The 22913-nt window shown below is 73.1% G+C and carries 21 protein-coding genes, 1 pseudogene and 1 riboswitch; of the genes and pseudogenes, 18 read left to right on the top strand and 4 right to left on the bottom strand.

Annotated features, from left to right (window positions below; all coding sequences use genetic code 11):
* Window positions 1-167 precede the first annotated feature (167 nt).
* The 14 genes from BLT82_RS06135 to BLT82_RS06200 all read left to right on the top strand — a co-directional run bounded on the left by BLT82_RS06135 (window position 168) and on the right by BLT82_RS06200 (window position 12454).
* Window positions 168-1265, top strand: coding sequence for a baeRF3 domain-containing protein (locus BLT82_RS06135; protein ID WP_093652807.1), 1098 nt, complete (start codon window positions 168-170; stop codon window positions 1263-1265).
* Between the two features lie 203 nt (window positions 1266-1468).
* Window positions 1469-2461 (top strand): dihydroxyacetone kinase subunit DhaK, encoded by a 993-nt coding sequence (dhaK, locus tag BLT82_RS06140; protein WP_093652808.1) that lies wholly within the window; start codon window positions 1469-1471, stop codon window positions 2459-2461.
* 90 nt (window positions 2462-2551) lie between these two features.
* A complete protein-coding gene (gene dhaL, locus BLT82_RS06145; RefSeq protein WP_093652809.1) occupies window positions 2552-3148 on the top strand; it encodes a dihydroxyacetone kinase subunit DhaL in 597 nt (198 codons plus the stop codon).
* Window positions 3145-3549, top strand: coding sequence for a PTS-dependent dihydroxyacetone kinase phosphotransferase subunit DhaM (locus tag BLT82_RS06150; RefSeq protein WP_093652810.1), 405 nt, complete (start codon window positions 3145-3147; stop codon window positions 3547-3549). Before dhaL ends, BLT82_RS06150 begins: the two co-directional genes overlap by 4 nt.
* A 44-nt stretch (window positions 3550-3593) precedes the next feature.
* Window positions 3594-3786, top strand: a riboswitch (cobalamin riboswitch).
* Window positions 3787-3815: 29 nt separating this feature from the next.
* Window positions 3816-4508: an energy-coupling factor ABC transporter permease gene (locus BLT82_RS06155; protein ID WP_093652811.1), complete on the top strand. Its 693-nt coding sequence runs from the start codon at window positions 3816-3818 to the stop codon at window positions 4506-4508.
* Window positions 4505-4864, top strand: coding sequence for an energy-coupling factor ABC transporter substrate-binding protein (locus BLT82_RS06160; RefSeq protein WP_093652812.1), 360 nt, complete (start codon window positions 4505-4507; stop codon window positions 4862-4864). Before BLT82_RS06155 ends, BLT82_RS06160 begins: the two co-directional genes overlap by 4 nt.
* Window positions 4865-4870: 6 nt before the next feature.
* Window positions 4871-5620: a cobalt ECF transporter T component CbiQ gene (gene cbiQ / locus BLT82_RS06165; protein WP_093652813.1), complete on the top strand. Its 750-nt coding sequence runs from the start codon at window positions 4871-4873 to the stop codon at window positions 5618-5620.
* A complete protein-coding gene (locus tag BLT82_RS06170; RefSeq protein WP_093652814.1) occupies window positions 5617-6483 on the top strand; it encodes an energy-coupling factor ABC transporter ATP-binding protein in 867 nt (288 codons plus the stop codon). The genes cbiQ and BLT82_RS06170 overlap by 4 nt, the downstream gene beginning before the upstream one ends.
* A gap of 97 nt (window positions 6484-6580) precedes the next feature.
* The gene (locus BLT82_RS06175) at window positions 6581-8602 is read left to right on the top strand and encodes an NADPH-dependent 2,4-dienoyl-CoA reductase (protein ID WP_093652815.1); all 2022 of its coding nucleotides are present in this window, start codon (window positions 6581-6583) and stop codon (window positions 8600-8602) included.
* A gap of 24 nt (window positions 8603-8626) precedes the next feature.
* A complete protein-coding gene (locus tag BLT82_RS06180; protein ID WP_093652816.1) occupies window positions 8627-9175 on the top strand; it encodes a PadR family transcriptional regulator in 549 nt (182 codons plus the stop codon).
* Between the two features lie 460 nt (window positions 9176-9635).
* On the top strand, window positions 9636-9839 hold the full coding sequence (locus BLT82_RS06185) for a cold-shock protein (RefSeq protein WP_004986771.1): 204 nt from the start codon (window positions 9636-9638) through the stop codon (window positions 9837-9839).
* Window positions 9840-10172: 333 nt separating this feature from the next.
* Window positions 10173-11645, top strand: coding sequence for a DEAD/DEAH box helicase (locus BLT82_RS06190; protein WP_093652817.1), 1473 nt, complete (start codon window positions 10173-10175; stop codon window positions 11643-11645).
* Between the two features lie 49 nt (window positions 11646-11694).
* On the top strand, window positions 11695-12084 hold the full coding sequence (locus BLT82_RS37785; RefSeq protein ID WP_404203109.1) for a CBS domain-containing protein: 390 nt from the start codon (window positions 11695-11697) through the stop codon (window positions 12082-12084).
* A 64-nt stretch (window positions 12085-12148) separates the two neighbouring features.
* Complete coding sequence (locus BLT82_RS06200; protein ID WP_093652818.1) at window positions 12149-12454, top strand: SCO5918 family protein; 306 nt, start codon at window positions 12149-12151, stop codon at window positions 12452-12454.
* 308 nt (window positions 12455-12762) lie between these two features.
* Here BLT82_RS06200 and BLT82_RS06210 read toward each other — a convergent pair whose 3' ends face one another.
* Window positions 12763-14898, bottom strand: a complete 2136-nt coding sequence (locus tag BLT82_RS06210) for a heavy metal translocating P-type ATPase (protein ID WP_143041474.1) — start codon at window positions 14896-14898, stop codon at window positions 12763-12765.
* 189 nt (window positions 14899-15087) lie between these two features.
* Here BLT82_RS06210 and BLT82_RS06215 point away from each other — a divergent pair, with 189 nt between their 5' ends.
* The gene (locus tag BLT82_RS06215) at window positions 15088-15465 is read left to right on the top strand and encodes an ArsR/SmtB family transcription factor (RefSeq protein WP_093652819.1); all 378 of its coding nucleotides are present in this window, start codon (window positions 15088-15090) and stop codon (window positions 15463-15465) included.
* Window positions 15466-15496: 31 nt separating this feature from the next.
* Window positions 15497-16936 carry an FAD-dependent oxidoreductase gene (locus tag BLT82_RS06220; protein WP_093652820.1) on the top strand — a complete coding sequence of 480 codons (1440 nt, stop codon included), beginning with the start codon at window positions 15497-15499 and terminating at the stop codon, window positions 16934-16936.
* A gap of 136 nt (window positions 16937-17072) precedes the next feature.
* Here BLT82_RS06220 and BLT82_RS38540 read toward each other — a convergent pair whose 3' ends face one another.
* Entirely contained in the window at window positions 17073-17852 is a 780-nt protein-coding gene (locus BLT82_RS38540; protein WP_093652821.1) for a calcium-binding protein, read from the bottom strand.
* Window positions 17853-18400: 548 nt separating this feature from the next.
* On the opposite strand from BLT82_RS38540, the gene BLT82_RS06230 reads away from it, so the two are divergent.
* Entirely contained in the window at window positions 18401-19030 is a 630-nt protein-coding gene (locus tag BLT82_RS06230; protein WP_167745973.1) for a pyridoxal-phosphate dependent enzyme, read from the top strand.
* A 151-nt stretch (window positions 19031-19181) separates the two neighbouring features.
* Window positions 19182-20144: a prolyl aminopeptidase gene (pip, locus tag BLT82_RS06235; RefSeq protein ID WP_093652823.1), complete on the top strand. Its 963-nt coding sequence runs from the start codon at window positions 19182-19184 to the stop codon at window positions 20142-20144.
* Window positions 20145-20341: 197 nt separating this feature from the next.
* Here the strand turns inward: pip and BLT82_RS06240 are convergent.
* Window positions 20342-21214 (bottom strand): annotated as a pseudogene (locus BLT82_RS06240) (ABC transporter substrate-binding protein); the annotation flags it as partial.
* 147 nt (window positions 21215-21361) lie between these two features.
* Window positions 21362-22885: an amino acid permease gene (locus BLT82_RS06245; RefSeq protein WP_093652824.1), complete on the bottom strand. Its 1524-nt coding sequence runs from the start codon at window positions 22883-22885 to the stop codon at window positions 21362-21364.
* Window positions 22886-22913 lie beyond the last annotated feature (28 nt).

A 22913-nucleotide genomic window follows, 5' to 3' on the forward strand; every position in this document is an offset into this window, starting at 1 on the left:
GGCGCCCGCACGCCGGCACGGCGGGCCGCCCGCCGTGCCCCGCACCGGTCCTGGTGCCCGCGCAGGCAATCCGACTTATGGTGCATAGAGTCGGTTTCAGCTCGTCGCACTTCGGTGTAGACCAGCCCGGCCCTCCAGTGCACACGTGCTCGGAAAGGGTGGTCCCGATGCACCCAGCCCTCAACTCCGACGACCTGGTCCGGCTCCGCCGGCAGCGCCCCTATCCCGCGGTCTCGGTGCTCATGCCGACGCACCGCCGCGAGCCGGACAACGCGCAGGACCCGGTCCGGCTGCGCAATCTGATGGCCGAGGCCAAGGAGCAGCTCAAGGCCGATCCAGCCGTCACCCGTGACACCCGGATCGACGTCTCCGACCAGCTCGACCGGGCGCTGGCGGAGATCGACCTGGTGCACGCGGAGGACGGGCTCGTGGTCTACGCGGCGCCGGGCGAGCACGAGGTGTGGACGCTGGGCCGTCCCGTGCCGGAGCGCGTGGTGCTCTCCGACACGTTTCTGACCCGCAACCTCGTGTCGGCACAGGCCGCCGAGCGGCCCTTCTGGGTCCTGGCCGTCGCGTCCGACCGCGCCTCCCTCTGGAGCGGCACGGCGGACCGGCTCTCCGAGGAGCGCGTCGGGCCCTTCCCGATGTCCCGCGCCGGGGAGAACTTCGACGCCGAGCGCCAGGAGCGGATCGGCGACGTGCCGAGCACCTTCCGGGACGAGGACACCCGGCACTTCCTGCGGGAGGCGGACACGGCGCTCGCCTCGGTGCTGAAGGCCGACCCGCGGCCGCTGTACGTCACCGGTGAGCCCGCGGCGCTCGCCCTCCTCGACGACGTGGGCACGGCCGCCAAGGGCCAGGCGGTCCACGCTCCGCGGGGCGGCGTGGCGGGTGGCTCCGCCGACGCGGTCTGGCAGGCGGTGCGCCCGTTCGTCGAGGCCCACGCCGAGCAGGAGGTCTCCGGCGTCCTCGAGGAGCTGGACCGGGCCAAGGGCAGACGTGCCTTCGCCGCCGGGGTCGACGAGATCCGCCAGAACGTCGAGACGGGCCGGGTCGCGCTGCTCGCCGTGGAGGAGAACTACCGGGAGACCGTGCGCGACACCGGCGGACACCTCCTGCCCGCGGAGAGCGGAGACCTGGACGCACTGGTCGACATCGTGGACGAGATCGTCGAGAAGTCCCTGGACACGGGGGCACAGGTGCGATTCGTCCCGGACGGGACCCTCGCGGGCATGGGCGGCATCGCGAGCGCGCTGCGCTACTGACGGGCCGCCGACGGACGGCCGCCACCGCCGCCGTCAGGGAACCTCACGCCGCTCCGGCGGACGGTGCCGGCGGGTTCGCGGGGGCGCGGTGCCCCGCGGGCCGTTTGCGCCGATACTGGCAGAGGGTGTGCGGCGCGTACCGCCACGGCCCCGCCTGAGAGGACACCGTCCGCAGTGATCGTCGCCAGTCACAGGAGGTTCCCATGAGGATGCTCATCAACGTCCCCGAGACGGTCGTCGCGGACGGCCTGCGCGGTCTGGCCGCCGCGCATCCCGACCTGAACGTCGACGTGGAGAACAGGGTCGTGGTGCGCGGGGACGCCCCGGTCGCCGGCAAGGTGGGCGTGGTGTCCGGCGGCGGGTCGGGACACGAGCCCCTGCACGGCGGGTTCGTGGGGTTCGGGATGCTCTCGGCGGCGTGCCCCGGCGAGGTCTTCACGTCCCCGGTGCCCGACCAGATGGCGCGGGCCGCCGCGGCGGTGGACAGCGGGGCGGGCGTGCTCTTCGTGGTGAAGAACTACACCGGCGACGTGCTCAACTTCGACATGGCGCAGGAGCTCGCCCAGGACGAGGGCGTCCAGGTGGCGAAGGTGCTCGTCAACGACGACGTGGCCGTCCAGGACAGCCTGTACACGGCGGGCCGGCGTGGTACGGGCGCGACGCTGTTCGTGGAGAAGATCGCCGGCGCGGCTGCGGAGGAGGGTGCGCCGCTGGAGCGGGTCGAGGCCATCGCCCGGCGGGTGAACGAGCGGTCCCGCAGCTTCGGTGTCGCGCTCAGCGCGGTCACGACCCCGGCCAAGGGCAGTCCGACCTTCGATCTGCCCTCCGGCGAGCTGGAGTTGGGGATCGGCATCCACGGCGAGCCGGGCCGTGAGCGGCGGCCGATGATGACGTCGCGGGAGATCGCGGACTTCGCGGTGGACGCGGTGCTGGAGGACCTGCAGCCGTCCAGTCCGGTGCTGGCACTGGTCAACGGCATGGGCGCGACACCGCTGCTGGAGCTGTACGGGTTCAACGCGGAGGTCCACCGGGTGCTGGCCGAGCGGGGCGTGCCGGTGGCCAGGACCCTGGTCGGGAACTACGTCACCTCGCTCGACATGGCCGGCTGCTCGGTGACGCTGTGCGAGGCGGACGAGGAGATCCTGCGGCTGTGGGACGCGCCCGTGGAGACGCCCGCGCTGCGCTGGGGCCGCTGAGCCATGCCCGGCCCGGCCGACGACGGAGCCGCGCCCGCGGGCCGCGACGACGCCCGCAGCCAAGCCGACGTGCCACGAGAAGGAGACGCTGTGCTGGACGCGGATTTCTTCCTCCGCTGGATGAACGCCCTCACCGAGGCGGTGAACCGTGAGGCCGGCCGGCTCACCGAGCTCGACGCCGCGATCGGCGACGCCGACCACGGGACCAATCTGCAGCGGGGTTTCACGGCGGCGAAGGCCGCGCTGGAGAAGGACGCGCCGGACACCCCCGGTGCCGTACTGATGCTGACCGGACGGCAGTTGATCTCGACGGTCGGCGGAGCGTCGGGACCGCTCTACGGGACGCTGCTGCGGCGGGCCGGCAAGGCGCTCGGCGACGAGGCGGAGGTGTCGCGGGAGCAGCTCGCCGAGGCGCTGCGGGCGGGAATCGCGGCGGTGGCGCAGCTCGGCGGCGCGAAGCCCGGGGACAAGACGATGCTCGACGCGCTGGAGCCTGCCGCCGCGGCGCTGGACGAGTCCTTCACTGCCGCGAGGGAGGCGGCCGAGGAGGGCGCGGCGGCGACCGTGCCGATGCTGGCACGCAAGGGCCGGGCAAGCTATCTCGGCGAGCGGAGCATCGGGCACCAGGATCCGGGGGCGACGTCCTCCGCCCTGCTGATCGGGGCCCTCGAGGAGGCCGCGCGATGACCGGTGTGGTGGGGATCGTCCTCGTGTCGCACAGCGCGCAGGTCGCCGCGTCGGTCACCGACCTCGCCCGGGGGCTGGCGGGCGCGGGCGACGCCGTGCCGGTCGCTGCGGCGGGCGGCACCGCGGACGGCGACCTCGGCACCAGTTCCGAGTTGGTCGCCCGCGCCGCGCACGAAGTCGACCGGGGCGCCGGGGTCGCCGTGCTGGTCGACATCGGCAGCGCCGTGCTGACGGTGAAGACGCTGCTGGCCGAGGGCGACGAACTCCCGGACGGGACCAGGCTCGTGGACGCGCCGTTCGTGGAGGGCGCCGTCGCCGCGGTGGTCACCGCGGCCGCCGGGGCCGATCTGGACGCGGTGGAGGCGGCGGCCGCGGAGGCGTACGACTACCGGAAGGTGTGACCGTACGCATCCGTGCGCGGCTTGTGATGCACCTGGTCAACGCACTAATGTCGCAGGGCCTTGGTGAACGGGAAACCGGTGGAGTACCGGTGCGGCCCTCGCCACTGTGATCGGGAAGTCCGGCTCTCTCCGCAAGGAAGCCACTGGACCACCTCGGGAGACCGCGGTGTCCGGGAAGGCGGAGCCCGGGCGGCAGGACCCGTCAGCCAGGAGACCGGCCAGGGCGCGTTGTCCATCCACGAGGTGCTGGAGAGGGTCTCCCAACCATGCATATAGCCGAGGGGTTTCTGCCCCCTGTGCACGCGGCCGCCTGGGGCGTCGCGTCCGCCCCCTTCGTGATCCACGGCGTACGGGCGCTCACCCGTGAGGTCAGGGCGAATCCGGAGTCGACACTGCTGCTCGGTGCCTCCGGGGCGTTCACGTTCGTCCTGTCGGCGCTCAAGATCCCTTCCGTGACCGGAAGTTGCTCGCACCCGACCGGCACGGGTCTGGGCGCGATCCTGTTCAGACCGCCGATCATGGCGGTCCTCGGCACGATCACCCTGCTGTTCCAGTCGCTGCTGCTGGCGCACGGCGGTCTGACCACGCTCGGCGCGAACGTCTTCTCGCTGGCGATCGTCGGCCCGTGGGCCGGGTTCGCGGTGTACGCCCTGCTGCGGCGGTCCGGGGCGCCGCTGATGGTGAGCGTGTTCTTCGGGGCGTTCGTGGCGGACCTGTCCACGTACTGCGTCACCAGCGTGCAGCTGGCGCTGGCCTTCCCCGACCCGGGCAGCGGCATCGCCGGCGCCCTCGCCAAGTTCGGCGGCATCTTCGCGGTCACCCAGATCCCGCTGGCGGTCAGCGAGGGCCTGCTCACCGTGCTGGTGATGCGGCTGCTCCTGCAGTCCAGCAAGGGTGAGCTGACCCGTCTCGGAGTGCTCCTCCAGGGCGGGAACAAGAAGGAGGCCGCGGTCCGATGAGCCGTAACGCGAAGATCAACACACTGCTGCTGGCGATCGTGGCGGCGCTGGCGGTCCTGCCGCTCGCCCTGGGCCTCGGCGACCACAAGGAGGAGCCCTTCACGGGCGCCGACGCACAGGCGGAGACCGCGATCACGGAGATCGCACCGGACTACGAGCCCTGGTTCGCTCCGCTGTACGAGCCTCCGTCCGGGGAGGTCGAGTCGGCCCTGTTCGCCCTCCAGGCGGCGCTGGGTGCCGGTGTCCTGGCGTACTACTTCGGGCTGCGCAAGGGCCGCCGGCAGGGTGAGGCGCGGGCGGCGGGCGCCGGGGACGCGGAAGCGCCGGCCGCGGATTCCGTCGGCTCGGGCGCGTAGTCCCCGATGCTGCCGATCGATGCGGCGGCGCACGGCAGTCGCTGGCGCCGCCGTCATCCGTGCGAGAAGGCGGCGCTCGGGTTCGGGCTGACGGTCTGCGCGGTCTCGCTGCCGCCGTGGCCGGGTGCCGTCCTGGTCGCCGCGGCGGCCGTCGCCGTACTGCTCGGACCCGCCGGGGTGGCGCCGCGGCAGCTGTGGCGGGCGTGGCGCATTCCGCTGGGGTTCTGCGTCACGGGTGCGATACCGCTGCTGTTCGCGGTGGGCGGCCCGGACGGATTCGTGGCGCTCGCGCCCGACGGCCCGCTGCACGCGGTCCGGCTGCTGCTGCGGACGTCCGCCGCCTCGCTCGGGGTGCTGCTGTTCGCGTTCACCACACCGGTGTCGGACGTGCTGCCGCGGCTGGTCCGGGCCGGGGTGCCGGGGCCCGTCGTGGACGTCGCCCTCGTGATGTACCGGATCGGCTTTCTGCTGCTCGACGCGGTGCACCGGATCCGTCAGGCACAGGCTGCCCGGCTCGGTCTCACCACCCGCGCGGCGACCTGGCGGTCCCTCGCCGGGCTCGCCGCGACCGCTTTCGTGCGCGCCTTCGACCGGGCCCAGCGACTGCAGATCGGGCTCGCCGGGCGCGGCTACGACGGGACGCTGCGCGTTCTGGTGCCGCCCGCGACGGTGTCCGCGCGCTTTCTGGCGGCGACCGCGGGGCTGCTCGCGGGGATCGTCGCCCTCACCTTCGTACTGGAAAGGTCCCTGCTGTGAGCACGTCCGAGGACTCGACCACACGCGGGGGACGGGCTCCCGTGGTGGAACTGGCCGGCGCGGGATTCTCCTACCCGGACGGCCCGCCGGTGCTGCGCGGTGTCGACTTCACCGTGGCCGGGGGCCGGTCGCTGGCGCTGCTGGGCCGCAACGGGAGCGGCAAGACGACCCTGATGCGGCTGCTCAGCGGCGGGCTGCGGTGCGGCGAGGGCCGGCTGCTGCTGGACGGCGAGCCGATCGCGTACGACCGCGCGGGACTGACCCGTCTGCGGACGACCGTGCAGCTGGTCGTGCAGGATCCCGACGACCAGCTGTTCGCCGCGTCCGTGGGCCAGGACGTTTCGTTCGGACCGATGAACCTGGGCCTGCCGGAGCCGGAGGTCCGGGCGCGGGTCGCCGAGGCGCTCGACGCCCTGGACATCACGGCGCTGGAGGACCGGCCGACGCATCTGCTGTCGTACGGGCAGCGCAAGCGCGCCGCGATCGCGGGCGCGGTGGCGATGCGCCCGCGGGTGCTGGTCCTGGACGAGCCGACGGCGGGCCTCGATCCGCACGGGCAGGAGCGGCTGCTGGCGGTGCTGGGGCGGCTCCGGGAGAGCGGTACGACCGTGGTGATGGCCACGCACGACGTGGACCTGGCGCTGCGCTGGGCGGACGACGCGGCGGTGCTGTCGCCGGCCGGGCTGCGAACGGGACCGGTCGCGGAGCTGCTGGCGGACCGCGAGCTGCTGGACGCGGCCAGGCTGCGCCGGCCCTGGGCGATGGCCGCGGCCGAGGTGCTGCGCGCCCACGGACTGCTGGAGGCGGACAGTCCCGGTCCGCGGACCCCGGAGGAACTGGACCGCTGGGCCGTGCCGGCGTAGCGCATCTCACCCGTCCCCCGTTGTGCAACTTGTTGCATAACGGGGGCTCCGGCGTCTACAAAAGGGGGCGACGCTCATTGCGCGAGGAGGCGCCCCGATGACCCCCACCCCGTACCCGCATCTGCTCAGCCCGCTCGACCTCGGGTTCACCACGCTCCCCAACCGGGTGCTCATGGGCTCGATGCACATCGGCCTGGAGGAGGCGGAGAACGGCTTCCAGCGCATGGCCGCCTTCTACGCCGAGCGTGCGCGCGGGGGTATCGGGCTGATCGTGACCGGCGGCATCTCCCCGAACGACGCGGGACGCCCGTACGACGGCGGCGCCAGGCTCACCACCGAGGAGGAGGCCGCGCAGCACCGCACGGTCACCGACGCGGTTCACGCGGCGGGTGGCCGGATCGCCATGCAGATCCTGCACTTCGGCCGCTACGCGTACCACCCGCAGCTCGTCGCGCCGAGCGCCCTGCAGGCCCCCATCAGCCCGTTCGTCCCCCACGCCCTCACCGACGAGGAGGTCGAGCAGACCGTCGAGGACTACGTCCGCGCCGCCGAACTGGCGAAGTCGGCGGGGTACGACGGCGTCGAGATCATGGGCTCCGAGGGCTACCTCATCAACGAGTTCATCGCGAGCGCCACCAACCACCGGGACGACCGCTGGGGCGGCTCGTACGAGAACCGCACCCGCTTCCCCCGCGAGATCGTCCGCCGCACCCGCGAGCGGGTCGGCGACGACTTCATCATCGTCTACCGGCTCTCGATGCTCGACCTCGTGCCCGGCGGCTCCTCGCTCGAGGAGGTCGTCGCGCTCGCCAAGGAGATCGAGGCGGCCGGTGCGACCATCATCAACACCGGCATCGGCTGGCACGAGGCCCGGATCCCGACCATCGCGACCTCGGTGCCGCGCGGCGCGTACACCTGGGTGACGCGGAAGCTCATGGGCTCGGTGTCGGTGCCGCTGGTCACCAGCAACCGCATCAACACGCCCGAGGTCGCGGAGCAGTTGCTCGCCGAGGGCCGCGCGGACATGGTGTCCATGGCACGACCCTTCCTGGCCGACCCGGAGTTCGTCGCCAAGGCCCGCGCGGACCGGGCCGAGACGATCAACACCTGCATCGGCTGCAACCAGGCATGCCTGGACCACACCTTCAGCGGCAGGATCACCTCCTGCCTGGTCAACCCGCGGGCGTGCCACGAGACCGAGCTGGTCCTCTCCCCCACCCGGCTGCGCAAGCGTCTGGCGGTCGTCGGCGCCGGCCCGGCGGGCCTGGCGTTCGCGGTCTCGGCGGCCGAACGCGGCCACGAGGTCACGCTCTTCGACGCCGCCGACGAGATCGGCGGGCAACTGAACATCGCCAAGCGCATCCCCGGCAAGGAGGAGTTCGAGGAGACGCTGCGCTACTTCCGCACCCAGCTGGAGCTGCGCGGGGTGGAGGTCCGGCTCGGGACCTTCGTCACGCCGGACCTGCTCACCGGGTACGACGAGATCGTGGTCGCGACCGGGGTCACACCTCGTACACCGGTGATCGAGGGCGTCGACCACCCCAGCGTCGTGAGCTACCTCGACGTGCTGCGCGACGGCGCGGAGGTCGGTGAGCGCGTGGCCGTCGTCGGCGCGGGAGGGATCGGCTTCGACGTCGCCGAGTTCCTCACGGACGGCGGCGAGGGCGCGAGCCTGGACCCGGAGACGTACTTCCGGCAGTGGGGTGTGGACACCGGGTACGCGGAGCCGGGTGGGCTGCGGGCCCCGGAGCGGCCGCGGCCCCCGCGCACGGTGCATCTGCTCCAGCGCAAGACCTCCAAGGTCGGCGCGGGCCTCGGCAAGACGACGGGCTGGATCCACCGCACCGAGCTCAAGCACCGCGGCGTCACGATGGTCGCGGGGGCGGCCTACGACCGGATCGACGACGAGGGCCTGCACATCACCGTCGACGGCACGGCGAGGACCATCCCCGTGGACACCGTGGTGCTCTGCACGGGCCAGGAGCCCAGGCGCGACCTGTACGAGGAGCTGGCCGCGGCGGGGCGTACCGTGCACCTCATCGGCGGCGCCGACGTGGCCGCCGAGCTGGACGCCAAGCGCGCCATCGACCAGGGAACCCGGCTGGCGGCGGCCATCTGACGCCGCCTCCTTAGGATGCGGGTCATGTCACTCCCGCACGCGATCCTCACCGCCCTGCTGGAAAAGCCGTCCTCGGGCCTGGAGCTGACCCGTCGCTTCGACCGGTCCATCGGCTACTTCTGGTCGGCGACGCACCAGCAGATCTACCGCGAGCTGGGAAAGCTGGAGGAGGCGAGGCTGATCCGCGCCCTGCCCTCGTCCCAGCCGGCCAGGGGCAGGCGCAAGGAGTACGAGGTGCTGCCCGCGGGGCGCTCGGAGCTCGCCGGCTGGGTGGGCAGGACGGAGGACCCCAAACCCATCCGGGACGCCCTGCTGCTGCGCATGCGGGCGGCGGCGGTGGTGGGCACGGAAGGTCTGGACGCGGAGCTGCGCCGCCACCTCGACCTGCACCGGCGGCAGTTGGCGGAGTACGAGGACATCGAGAAGCGCCACTTTCCGCCGGAGCGGGACGCGGCCGAGGACCGGCTCCGGCACGTGGTGCTGCGTGGCGGGATCGAGCTGGAGCGGTTCTGGATCGGCTGGCTCACCGAGGCGCTGGGGGAGCTGGAGAGGCTTCCCCCGGCGCCTCGATAGCCGGCGCGAGGGCGGGACGGTGCGCGAGGGGGACGGATGCGAGCGCACCGGGACGGCTTGGTGCGGCAGGGCCGGGGCGGGTGTGCGCGTGGGGCCGGCCGGGTACGCGCGGGGGCGGAAGAGGCCGTCGCGGACCCCGGTACGTGTCCCGGACCCGCTTCCGCCGGGAAACGTCACCCGCCGGGGAATATCTGTTCCCGCGAAGTGAGAATGTGAGAGGCCGCGCGGCCAGTTTTTTCCCAGCACAGCGGGCGAAAATTCCGACCGCACGCACCGGACGCCCCGACGTGCTACTGTCGATATCAGTTGCAGTTGTGGTTCCCAGACTTCAAGTGCGCTTCGGCCGGCACCTTGCCGCTGGAAGCGCCTTTGCATTTCCGGTCATTTCCGGCGGGGTAATCATCGCGGCGACATGGTGTCCGCACGGTGCGGATCCCGGTGTGCCCCAAAGGAGAATGACATGGCTACTGGAACCGTGAAGTGGTTCAACGCGGAAAAGGGCTTCGGCTTCATCGAGCAGGACGGCGGCGGCGCCGACGTGTTCGCCCACTACTCGAACATCGCCGCTCAGGGATTCCGTGAGCTGCTCGAAGGCCAGAAGGTCAGCTTCGACATCGCGCAGGGTCAGAAGGGCCCGACGGCAGAGAACATCGTTCCCGCCTGAGACTGACGCGTAGAACGTAGCTGGGGCCCGCATCCTCCGGGGTGCGGGCCCCAGCTGCACGCATTGCACGCGGCGGTTTCGCGCCGCGTGCCACATTTCAGCGCCGCGTGCACCTCCGCCGCTCGGACGCCCTCGGGACTGCGGCGCGGAAGCCGCCCCGGACTGTCACGATTCACCATCGCGTCATCCGTTCGGGCGCCCGTACTCCTGCGCGATTTTCCGCAGGCCAAGCCCATTCCGCATTCCATTGGGTTCGATCTGTTTCCGGTGATTCCACGCGCCGCTCATCCGCTGTGGGAATTTCCTGCCGCGCGCCGCACCGAAAGGCTCCGTATGACCCGACTTTCACGAACCGACCACCGCTCCTCCCGCAAGCGTGACCGCGCCGCCGGCTCCGCCGGCGGCAGCCGCACCGGCTCGCCGCGCCGCTCGGGCGGCCACACCCGCCGTCCTGCCGCGGTCCAGGGCGAGTTCGCACTCCCGGGAACGATCACCCCCGCGCTGCCCCCCGCCGAGTCGTTCGCCGATCTCGGGATGCCCAGGCAACTGCTCGCGGCTCTCGTGGCGGAGGGTGTGACCGTACCCTTCCCGATCCAGGGCGCGACCCTGCCGAACACTCTCGCCGGCCGCGACGCCCTCGGCCGCGGTCGCACGGGCTCCGGCAAGACACTCGCCTTCGGGCTCGCGCTGCTGGCCCGTACCGCCGGCCGGCGCGCCGAGCCCCTGCAGCCGCTCGCCCTGGTCCTCGTCCCCACTCGCGAGTTGGCGCAGCAGGTGACCGACGCGCTCGCGCCGTACGCACGGTCGCTGAGCCTACGGCTGACCACGGTCGTGGGCGGTGTGTCGATCGGCAGGCAGGCACGCGCGCTGCGAAGCGGTGCCGAGGTCGTCGTCGCGACGCCGGGCAGGCTGAAGGACCTCATCGACCGCGGCGACTGCAGGCTGGACCAGGTGGCCGTCACCGTGCTGGACGAGGCCGACCAGATGGCGGACATGGGTTTCCTGCCCCAGGTCACCGCGCTGCTCGACCAGGTGCGTCCCGGGGGGCAACGCATGCTGTTCTCGGCCACCCTGGACCGCAACGTCGACCTGCTCGTCCGCCGCTATCTCAACGACCCCGTGGTGCACTCGGTGGACCCCTCGGCCGGCGCGGTCACCACGATGGAACACCACGTACTCCAGGTCCGCGGCACCGACAAGCACGCCGCCACCACGGAGATCGCCGCGCGGGACGGCCGTGTGATCATGTTCCTGGACACCAAGCACGCCGTCGACCGGCTCACCCGGGACCTGCTGGGCAGTGGCGTGCGGGCCGCCGCGCTGCACGGCGGCAAGTCGCAGCCCCAGCGGACCCGTACACTGGCGCGTTTCAGGACCGGGCACGTCACCGTCCTGGTCGCCACGAATGTCGCCGCTCGCGGCATCCACGTCGACGACCTCGATCTCGTCGTCAACGTCGACCCGCCGACCGACCCCAAGGACTACCTGCACCGCGGTGGCCGTACCGCCCGTGCGGGGCGGTCCGGCAGCGTCGTCACCCTCGTCACGCCGAACCAGCGCGGTGGCATGCTGCGCCTCATGTCGCATGCGGGCATCAGCCCGCGCATCACGGAAGTCCGCTCCGGCGAGGCCGAACTGCACCGCATCACCGGCGCGCAGACTCCCTCGGGCACCCCCGTCGTGATCACCGCCCCGGCGTCCGAGCGCCCCGAGCGCGACACCGCCTCCCGCGGCCGGCGCAACCGGCCCATGCGCGCGACGCGCCGTACCACCCGTCGGCGGTCCACCGCCGACGCGGCCGCGTAGGCCCATCGTTCGCAAGGCCGTTGTTCCCCCATCACTGCAGGAGGCATTTGTGACACCGATTCACGCGCAGGCCCGCCCCACGGGGACCACATCGGCGAGCACGGCAGTGGCCGGGGCGGCGGACGAGGCCGCACCGCAGGTCTGGGGCGAGATGACGGTCGAGGTGGCCCTCTCGGTCATGGCCAGCGCTCGCGTCGGCCACCTGCTCCTCTGCGACGACGACGGCCGGTGCACCACCCTCATCACCTCGGCGCAGCTCGCCACCGTCCGCGGCAGCGCCGCGTACACCGATCGGGTGCGCCTGGGCGACGTCCTCGGCGACCACGGAGCGTTCTCCCCGGCCGTGGCCCCGTCGGCCGAGCAGGCGCACCGCACCGTTCTGTTCGCAGCGCCGTACACGCCCGGCGAGCCGGGCACCTCCGCGGTCCCGCTGCACTGAAGCGCCGCTCTCGCCACTCCACCTCTCCGCGCCACCCGCTGCTCCGCTCCCCCTGTGAGGCCACATGCGCTGTGTCATCGCCCGCTTCCCGTTCGAACTGACGAAGGGCGTCGTGCTGGAAAGGATGAAGGGGGTGCGCCCCGAACCCGTCACCGGAGCGTCGGTGGTGATCGGGCGCCGCCGGTACCCCGTCATGCAGGCGGGCGCGGTCATCACCCGTCAGGACCGCCGTGATTTCACTCCGGGCGAAGTCATCCGGGCCCTCACCGTGCTCGGATTCGTCTGCCGGCCGGGCCCGTCGGCAGCCCCCGCCGACCTCGGCGGGCCTTTCCGACAGATGTCCGACCTGCTCGGCGGCCCCGCGGCCTGACCGCCGGGTCGGCGCGAGCCGTACCCGGACGGAGCGTGGCCCGCACGGGCACGCGGGCTGCCGCGGCCCGCGGCACGGCGGCCGCCACCAGACCGATCGCCGTCCAGGCGGCGAGGTAGGGCAGCACCGGGCCGGGACGACACCGGGCAGGCCGTACTCCTCGGGGCCGATGCGGAAGAGGCCGGACCACCAGCCGAGTGCCACACCGGCGGCGGTGACGGCCGGCACCCACACGGCGTGGCGCCGGAGCGGCCCGGGCCTGACCTCCTCGTCGGCGCCGTCGTACGGGGCGGGGCCGAAGTCGTCGATCACGACCGTGAGGACGCCGCCGGGGGGTCCGGGTTTGCCAGGCCGGCGGGCTGTTCCGGCGTGCTCGGGGCCGCCGGGCCGGCGGACCCGTCCGGAGCGCCCGGGGCCGACCTGCCCGAGTGCCGATCCGGGCCGGCGCACTCGTCCGGGGCGCCGGGGACCGATCCCCGGGAGGACCGGTCCGGCGCGGGCGGCGCGGCGGCCCTGCGCCACGCCGACTCCCGCAGCAGACGAAGGCCGTTGAGGCCGACCAGGACGGTGGAGCCCTCGTGCCCCGCCACGCCCAGGGGCAGTGGGAGCCGGCCGGCGAGGTCCCAGACGACCAGCACCGCGATGCAGGCGCCGGCGATGACGAGGTTCTGCACGACGATGCGGCGGGCGCGGCGGGACAGGGCCACCACGGCGGGCACGGTGGTGAGTTCGTCACGTACGACCACGGCGTCGGCCGTCTCCAGCGCCAGGTCGGACCCCGCCCGGCCCATGGCCATCGAGGAGTGCGCCGCGGCCAGCGCCGGCGCGTCGTTGACACCGTCGCCCACGACGAGGACGCGCTCTCCCGCCTGTTCCCAGGCCCGTACCGCCGCCGCCTTGTCCTCGGGCAGGAGTCCGGCCAGCACCTCGGAGATGCCGCTCTCCGCCGCGATCTGCCGCGCAGCCGGCTCGTTGTCTCCGGTCAGCAGCACCGGCGCGGTGCCGGTGAGCCCCCGAAGGGCGGCGACGGCCGCGGGGGCACCGGCCCGCAGCCGGTCGGTGACGGCGAGGACTCCGGCGGTTTCGCCGTCGACGAGGACGACCACGGCCGTGTGACCGCTGCGCTCGGCCTCGTCGACCGCCGGGCACGCGGCGGTCAGCAGCGACGCCGGGCTCCCGACGCGGACCTCCCGGCCCCGCACCATCGCGCGCACTCCACGACCCGGCTCCGACACGAACGCCTCGGCAGGGCCGGGCTCCAGGCCTCTCTCCCGGGCCGCGGCGACCACGGCGCGGGCGAGCGGATGCTCGCTGGGGTGCTCGGCCGCGGCGGCCAGCGCGAGCACCTCGGTCCCTTCCAGCGCCAGTCCGTGCACGCCCGTCACCCGGGGCGCGCCCTCCGTGAGGGTGCCGGTCTTGTCGAGCGCGACCCGGTTCACCTCCCCGAGGCGCTCCATGACCACGGCCGACTTGACGAGGACACCGTGGCGTCCGGCGTTGGCGATCGCGGAGAGCAGCGGGGGCATCGTCGCCAGGACCACCGCGCACGGCGAAGCGACGATCATGAAGGTCATGGCGCGCAGCAGCGTCTGGGTGAAGTCCGCGCCGAACGCGAGCGGCACGGCGAGCAGTGCGAGCGTGGCGGCCACGACGCCGGCCGAGTAGCGCTGCTCGATCTTCTCGATGAACCGCTGCGTGGGCGCCTTCGTCCCTCCCGCCTCCTCGACCATGGCGACGATCCGCGCGATGACGGAGCCGGCGGCGTCGGCCTCGACCCGGACGCGCAGCGCGCCCCTGCCGTTGAGCGTGCCGGCGAAGACCTGGTCCCCCGGCGACTTGGCGACGGGCAGGGGTTCGCCCGTGATGGTGGCCTGGTCGACGTCGCTCGCGCCCTGCAGCACGGTGCCGTCTGCGGGGAGCCGCTCCCCGGGCCGCACGAGAACGGTGTCGCCGACGGCCAGCCGGCTGACGTCCACCGTCTCCTCGCCGGCGCCCGTGACCCGTACGGCCCGGGCGGGCGCCAGATCGAGGAGTCCGCGCACGGAGTCCGCGGTGCGCCGCGTCGCCAGGGCCTCCAGCGCGCCGGACACCGCGAAGATCACGACGAGGAGCCCGCCGTCGAGGTAGTGCCCGATGGCGGCGGCGCCGATCGCGGCGATCACCATCAGCAGGTCCACGTCGAGGGTCCTCTCGCGCAGCGCGCGCAGTCCCGCCCACCCGGGCTCCCATCCGCCTGCCGCGTAGCAGAGGGCGTACAGCGGGCCCCAGATCCACACGGGGCCACCGGCCAGATCGAGGGGGAAGGCGCACAGGAACGCGACGGCGGAGAGGGCCGCCCAGCGCACCTCGGGCAGTTCCGGCAGACGCGTGGCGCGTCTCGCCGGGCGCGGGGGTGCCGTGGAGGGCGCGGTGGAGGACCGCCTGTCGAGCGCCGGGGAAGGCATCGGGGCGCACACCTCTTCGTCTCGTGATCGCCTGGGGCCGTCTCGGGCCGCGCCGTGCGGATGGGCCCGTGTCGTCCCGGCCGGGCAGGGCCGCACGGACCGCCCGCACCGGCGGACCACGCCACCATAGCGGAACACATGAAGAGGTCTTCATTCATACGTTTGGACCATCCGGTTACGATGTGGCCCATGGGACATGGAGCCGACGGCCGGGCCACCCCGGCGGCCAATCTGGACGCGGACTCCGCCGCCACCATCGCCGCCACACTCCAGGCGCTGGCCACCCCCTCCCGCCTGATGATCCTCACCCGGCTGAGGCAGGGCCCCTGCGGTGTGACGGAGCTGGCCGAGGCGGTCGCGATGGAGCAGTCCGCCGTCTCCCACCAACTGCGGCTGCTCCGCGCGCTGGGGCTCGTCACCGGCACGCGACAGGGTCGCCGGATCGAGTACAGCCTCTACGACAACCATGTCGCCCAGCTCCTGGACGAGGCCGTGTACCACATCGAGCATCTGCGGCTCGGCGCCCGTGATCTCCCCGTCGCCGCCGGGGATACTGGTCAAACGTAGGCGGACTCGCTGACCACGAGGGGCGGACAGGGTGAACCACGGGCGCGAAGAGACCAGTTGGGGCCGGCACTCGAAGGGGCGCCACGCCGTCGTCATCGGGGGGAGCCTCGCGGGGCTGCTCGCGGCGCACGTGCTCGCCGGTCACGCCGACCGGGTCACCGTCGTGGAGCGCGACCGCCTCCCGGAGGGCCCGGAACCGCGCTCCGGTGTGCCGCAGAGCAGGCACGCCCATGTGCTCCTGGAGAGCGGGCAGCTGGCACTGGACTCCCTGCTGCCGGGCTTCACCGCCGAGTTGCGGGCGGCCGGGGCGCCCCGCGTGGGCATGCCCGAGGACATGGTGGCGTGGAGCGGCACCTGGTTCCGGCGGACGGCCCCGACGTCCCACATCCACACCGGCTCCCGCGCCCAGGTCGAGCAGCTGGTGCGCAGGCGTGTGCTGGCCAATCCGGTGATCACGACCGTCGAGTCCGCGGAGGCCGTCGGGCTGGCCGGCGATGCCTCCCGGGTCCGGGGCGTGCTGTTGCGGGAGCGAGGCGGCACCGACGGGACCGCGGACGGCGCGCCACCGCGGCAGCCGCGCACGCTCGCGGCCGACCTGGTGGTGGACGCCTCCGGACGGAGCTCGCGCGCCTCGCGGTGGCTGGCGGCCATCGGGGCCGAGCCGCCGCAGGAGGAGACCATCGACACCGGGCAGGCGTACGCCTCGCGCATCTACCGCAACACCAGCGCCCATCTGGGCACGGAGGCGCTGGCGTACTGGTTCTACCCGAACCCGTCGCAGACGTACGCGGGCGGGGTGCTGCCCCTGGAGGACGGCAATCACCTCGTGGCGCTCGCGGGCCTCCGCGGTCAGGAACCGCCCACGGACGACGCCGGGTTCACCGCTTTCGCGGCGCGTCTCCCCCACCCGTTCCTCCACGAGTGGCTGCTCACCGCCGAGCCGCAGACGCCGGCGTACGGCTTCCGGTCGACGGCCAACCTGCGCCGCAGGTACGACCGTCGGGGCCGGCGCCCCGCGGGGTTCCTCGCCACCGGGGACGCGCTGTGCACCTTCAACCCGATCTACGGTCAGGGCATGTCGGTCGCCGCGATGAGCGCCGTGGCGCTGCGCGACGCGCTCGCCGACCCGCGTCGGAGGCCGACGACCCTACGGGTCCAGCGTGCGCTCTTCGACGCCTCGCGCCAGGCCTGGGACATCTCCGCGGGTGCCGACCGGGCCATGCCCGGCGCGGTGGGGAACGCCGTCGCCTCCCGGGCCGTGGACCGCCCGGTCGGCTGGTACCTGGACCGGGTCCAGCAGCGGTACGTGGGCGATCCGGTGCTCGTGGGCCCGGTGTTCCGCTCCGTGCTGACGCTCACCAGGCCCCTGACCGCGCTGTTCGCTCCGAGAGTGGCACGGGCGGTGCTGTTCGGGCCCGTGGCCGGGACGCCCTCGGCGCCACCGATGCGAGCGGAGACCACGGACGGCTGATGCACGGGGCGCGCGGGCGCTTCGCCTGCCGGTCCCGGAGGCTCCGAAGCATCGCGACGGCGTCGCCGTGGCGCACGTTGCCGGCGCCTCCGGGCCGCAGTGGCCGCCGGCGGACCCGGCCCGGGCACGCCCGGGTTCAGTCGTTGCAGCCGGGGCCGTCACTCGGGTCGACGCACGTGTTGAGTCCGGATCCGCCGTTGTTGGTGTTGCGGCCCGGTCCGCCGTCCAGTGAGTCGTCGCCCGCCTCCCCGAAGAGCTGGTCGTTGTCCCTGCCGCCGTAGAGGTCGTCGTTGTCCCTCCCGCCGCGGAGCAGATCGTTGCCCTCGCCGCCGTAGAGGGCGTCGTTGCCCAGGAAACCGGAGAGCCTGTCGTTGCCCGAGCCCCCGGAAAGCTCGTCGTTGCCAGTCTCACCGCGAAGCTCGTCGTTCCCCGAGTCCCCTCGGAGGTCGTCGTTGCCGAAACCACCGAAGAGCTGGTCGTCGCCCGGTCCCCCGGAAAGCTGGTCGTTGTCCCTGTCACCGTTGAGGGTGTCGTTGCCCGGTCCGCCGCAGAGGAGGTCGTTGCCCCCGAGTCCGTAGACCGTGTCGTTGCCCCCGCGTGCGAAGATCACGTCGTTGCCGGGGGTTCCGACGATGACGTCGTTCTTCTCGGTGCCCACTTTGGTAGGCCGGGCGTCCTCACACGTCGAGTCGTCCCAGGTGTGTGACGTCGTCGAGTTCGTCGAGTTCGTCGCTTCCACGGCCCGACCCAGTGGTCCCGGCGCGGCGGCCGTTGTGGAGGTGGACCAGACGAACAGCCCCACGATGACGAGGACGACGATCGCGGGCAGTGACCGCGCACTGGCGCCCCGCCGGGCGGGGCTCCCGTTCGGAGGTGTCGTCGGCCGGTCGTCGTCGAACGGACGGAGCTCGAACATGGCTCGGCTGTCTCCTGAGTGAGGCGCGCAGTTGTCCCTCACAGAAGGTCACACTCTCGCCCAGCCCGCTCCGCCACGCAGTGGGGCCGAAAATCGCCCGCTGAACGTTCTCGCAGGTCACATACGGTAGACCCGGCCGCCACAAGCACTCCTTCGGGCGCCACTCGCACGGCCCCCGGGCGGGATGGCAAGGGCCGATCCGGGAGGCGGAACACCGGCAGGCGGCCCCGCGGTTCCCCGGTCGCGTTCGCGTCCCCCTTCACGGTCGCGTCCCCCATCCCGGTCGGGTTCCCGACCCCCGTCGGGGTCCCGTCCCCGTTGCATGGCCCGCTACTACCCCTGAACGAAAGGGGACGGGCGGGATCACTGCGGTCGGGTGACCGAGACCACCACCTGCTCGCCGGCCTGGTACGCCCGGCCCCGCGGCCCGGGCCTGGCGCTGCACCCGGCTCCCGACGGCATTCCCGCATTCCACGCCGGGCTGTCGGCTACCGGCCTACGCCGCTGGTGGAACTCCACTCGTCGGTAGAGGAATTGGGGCTCGGCGGGTGTTCGTCAAGGACGAGTCGGCACGGTTCGGGCTGGCCGCCTTCAAGGCTCTCGGCGTCTCCTGGGCAGTCCACCTGCTGCTCCCCGAGCGCGGCGGCGGAGATCGTGACCGGCCGCGGGCCCACCGCGAACCACCCGGCCCCTACCGCGAACCGCCCGCGGCCGGGGCGCCGTCGTGGCTCGTCACGGCGACCGACGGCAACCACGGACGGGCGGTGGCGCGTACCGCCCGCCGGCGCGGTGTACGGGCACGGGTCTTCGCCGCTGAGGGGGTGCACCCCGGCGCCGTGGCGGCCATCGGGGCCGAGGACGCGGCCCGTGCCGCGCGCGACCTGGCCGCCCACGGGGTGTCCGCTGGTCCCTGCGGGGCGCATGGGCGTCGAAAGGGAGAACGCGCGGAGGCCCCGAGGCACGAGGGACGGAGCACGACCGACCGCCGACGCACACCCAAGCGCCCCCGAGGCGAACGAGCCCGAGAAGGCGGAGGAGTCGGTGCGGCGGGGCGCCGCGCGGTGCTGGCGGCGGGTCCCGGCACCACGGTCGTCCTCCTCGGCACCGAGGGCACCGCGGCCGATCGACACGGCGCGACCCGCTCGGCGCTCCCCACTCCGACCCCGGGCCGCGGCTGAAACACGGTGGGACGCGGCCGTACCGAGGCGCTACCGTGACCGGTTCGTCCGGGAGCGCATCCGTTCCGCCGCCCGCCGGCGCCGTTCGCGCCCCGGCCCGCCCGCGCGACCGGTCGGGGCCCCGCCGTCCCACACCGCCTGAGGAGCCGTCATGCCCCTGCTCTATCCGCCGATCGAACCGTACGAGCAGGGCGTGCTCGACACCGGTGACGGCCACCATGTGTACTGGGAGGTCTGCGGCAATCCCGACGGCAAGCCCGCCCTCGTGGTGCACGGCGGACCGGGGTCGGGTTGCGGGCCGGGCTCCCGACGCCGGTTCGATCCGGACCGCTACCGGGTCGTCCTGTTCGACCAGCGCGGCTGCGGCCGCAGCACCCCGCACGCGAGCGACCCCGGCGCCGACCTGACGGCCAACACGACCGAGCATCTGCTGACCGACATGGAGCGACTGCGGGAACTGCTGGGCGTCGACCGCTGGCTGCTGTACGGGGGGTCCTGGGGGTCGACGCTGCTGCTCGCGTACGCCCAGCGTCATCCGGAGCGGGTGTCGGAGATCGTCGTCAACGGGGTGACGACGACCCGGCGTTCGGAGATCGACTGGCTCTACCGTGGCGTGGCGCGGTTCTTCCCCGAGGCGTGGGACCGGTTCGTGGCAGGGGTCCCCGAGGCCGGACGGGAGGGGGACCCGGTCGCCGCGTACGCGCGCAGGATGAACGACCCGGACCCCGAGGTGCGGGAGAAGGCCGCGGACGACTGGTGCGCCTGGGAGGACGCGGTCGTCTCGATGGAGCCCAACGGTCCGTCAGGCGTCTACTCCGGCCGCGCACCGGCGGCCCGGATCGCCCTCGTCCGGATCGCCTCGCACTACTTCGTGCACGGGGCGTGGCTGGAGGAGGGCGCCCTGCTGCGGAACGCGGCACGGCTCACCGGAATCCCCGGGGTGCTGGTGCACGGCGGGCTCGATCTCTCCAGCCCCCCCGACACCGCGTGGGAGCTGTGCCGCGCCTGGCCGGACGCGCGGCTGGTGACGATCCGCGACGCGGGGCACCTGGGCAGCGACGCGGCGGACGCGGAGGTGCTGGCCGCGCTCGACCGATTCGCCGACCGCCGCTGAGGCTTCCCGGGCGGCGCCCCGGGACATCACGTCCCGTGCGGCCGCCATCGTCCGGTTCCTTGCTCACGGCCCCGCGCACGGGCCGCCCGGCGCGCTGCGTCGCCGGGCCGAGGGCTGGGCGGGTCGATCGCCGCCGTACCACTCCCGCTCCGTACGCCCGTACGGCCGGCGGGACGACCGGCCTCGCCGCTACGCCCCGCCGCCTCCACCGCCTCGGCCACCCGGTCGAAGAAGCGCGCGTGTGCGCCGTCGCTGCACGGCGCTTCGGGGTTCCACGCGACGACCCGGGCGCCGGAAGCGGCCTCGCGCCAGGCGGCGTTGTCGCCCAGGGCGTCCAGCGAGTACGCGTTGACGCGGGCGTCTACGAGGAGGACCCGTGCGGCGAGGTCTGCGACGTACGGCCAGTCCGCGGTGAACCAGTTGGTGCCGGGGCCGCCCTGCGGTGACACCAGGTCGAGGCCGAATGCGGTGAGTTCCCTCAGGTCGGGCCAGGACTGCGGCTTTGCCAGGTAGGCGCTGTCGGCGGAGGCCGGCGAAAGGGCCAGTAGTGCCGGGCGGGCGGCGCTGTCGTGTGCGAGCGCCCGCAGCCGGGCGGTGGCGCGGGCCAGGGCTATGGCACCCGCCGTGTCCTGGGCGGCCCCCAGAGCTCTGGCGAGGGCGGCGAACCGGGCGCGCACGTCGCCGAGCGACTGTCCCTGGCCGACGTCGAGCACGACGAGGGGCACCCGCTCCTCTACGTGTTTCGCCGTGTCCGGATCGAGTCCGTAGACCTGTCCTCCGCCGTAGGTGACGGCGACGACCAGATCGGGGTCGCCGCGCAGCAGCGCGTCGGCGTCGAGCGCGGCGCCCGAGCCGAGATAGTCCGTGCCGTCGAGCGGCAGGGACCCGGCTTTGACCGGGTCGGGCCCGTCGCCGTCGTGGTTCGAGCCGAACAGTCCGGCCGGGCGTATGCCGTGCTCCCAGAGGGTCGCTCCGGCCTGGATGTAGGTGACGACCCGTTCGGGCCGCCGGTCGGTCGTGGCCAGATGGCCCCGGTCGTCGAGGAATTGCCAGTCGGTCTGCCGGTCCATGATCGAGTGCTCCCTGCCCCTCGCCTGCGACTCGCTGACCCTCTTACTGCCCACGGATCGCACGCGGCGAACGGCCGGTCGGGGCGCCCGGTGCGGGCCCGGGCCGGCCGTCGGAGGGTGGGTGCGGTACGGGGCCGGAGGGCCCGTTCAGACGATGCCCTCGGCGATCTCCGCCTGTTCGCGCGCGTTGCCGTACGCGGCCGGGGTGCTGTACGACCGGCGCGCGACGTACCACCAGACGCTGGCCAGCACGAGGACGACGACCAGGGCGACGGAGGCGTAGTTCATGGAGCCGACGTTGACCGGCGAGGACTGCGGGAGGCAGAACAGCACCGTAACGAAGGCGACCCAGCACACGGCGGTCCAGCCGATCGGCCTGCTCCAGTGCCCGAGTTGCCACGGTCCCGGCTGGAACCGCTTGCCCGCGCGCAACCGCAGATAGATGGGAATCGCGTAGGCGGGAGTGATGCCGATGACGTTGATGGCGGTGACGGCCCCGTACGCCGTGGCGGAGTACAGCGACGGCAGCGCCAGCAGCGCGGCGACGGCGACGGAGAGCCACACGGCCGGAACGGGCGTCTGAGTACGGCTGCTGACCCTTCGCCACAGTGCCGATCCGGGCAGCGCGTTGTCGCGACTGAACGCGAACACCATCCGGCTGGCGGCGGCCACCTCGGCGTTTCCGCAGAACAGCTGGGCGACGATCACGACGAGGAGCAGCGCGGAGGCACCTGCCGTGCCGAGCGCGTCCAGGAGGATCTGGGCGGGCGGCACGCCCGTCGCGCTCTGCTGGACGCCGGCGTAGTCCTGGATGGCGAAGGTGAGCCCGGCGAGCAGCACGAATCCCGCGAGCCAGGAGACCCAGATGGCGCGGACGATGCCGCGCGCGGCGGTCACGGACGCGTTGGAGGTCTCCTCGGACAGATGGGCGGACGCGTCGTAGCCGGAGAACGTGTACTGGGCTAGCAGCAGCCCGATCGCCGCCACGTAGAACGGGTTGGCCCAGCCGGTGTCGTTGACGAACTCGGTGAACACGAAGGAGGGCGACTGGTGGTGGTCGGGCACGATCGCGAGGGCGCCCACGATCACGGCGACACCGGCGAGGTGCCACCAGACGCTGATCGAGTTGAGCACGCTGACGAGGCGTACCCCGAAGAGGTTGAGCGTGGCGTGCAGCAGCAGGATGCACAGGAAGATGACGAACGTCGATCCCGGGGTGGGGTCGAAGCCGAACCGCAGGTTCAGGAACGCGCCGGTGAACAGGGCGGCGCCGTAGTCGATCCCCGCGATGGCGCCCAGCAGTCCGAGGAGGTTGAGCCAGCCGGTGTACCAGCCCCAGCGGCGTCCGCCGAGCTTGTCGGCCATGTAGTACAGCGCACCGGAGGTGGGGTACGCGCTGGTGACCTCCGCGAGGGCGAGACCGACGCAGAGGACGAACAGCCCGACGCCCGCCCAGCCCCACATCATCACCGCCGGGCCGCCGGTGCTCAGCCCGAAGCCGTAGAGGGTCATGCAGCCGGACAGGATGGATATGACGGAGAAGCTGATGGCGAAGTTGCCGAAGCCTCCCATCCGGCGGGCGAGGACGGGCTGGTAGCCGAGTTCGCGCAGCCGCTCCTCCTCGTCCCTGGGCGGGGCCTGGTCCTGGGCGGACCATGCGGTACGGGACATGAACGAACCTCCGGGAGACAGGTCGGAC

The sequence above is a fragment of the Streptomyces wuyuanensis genome, assembly GCF_900103455.1.
Taxonomy (GTDB): Bacteria; Actinomycetota; Actinomycetes; order Streptomycetales; family Streptomycetaceae; genus Streptomyces; species Streptomyces wuyuanensis.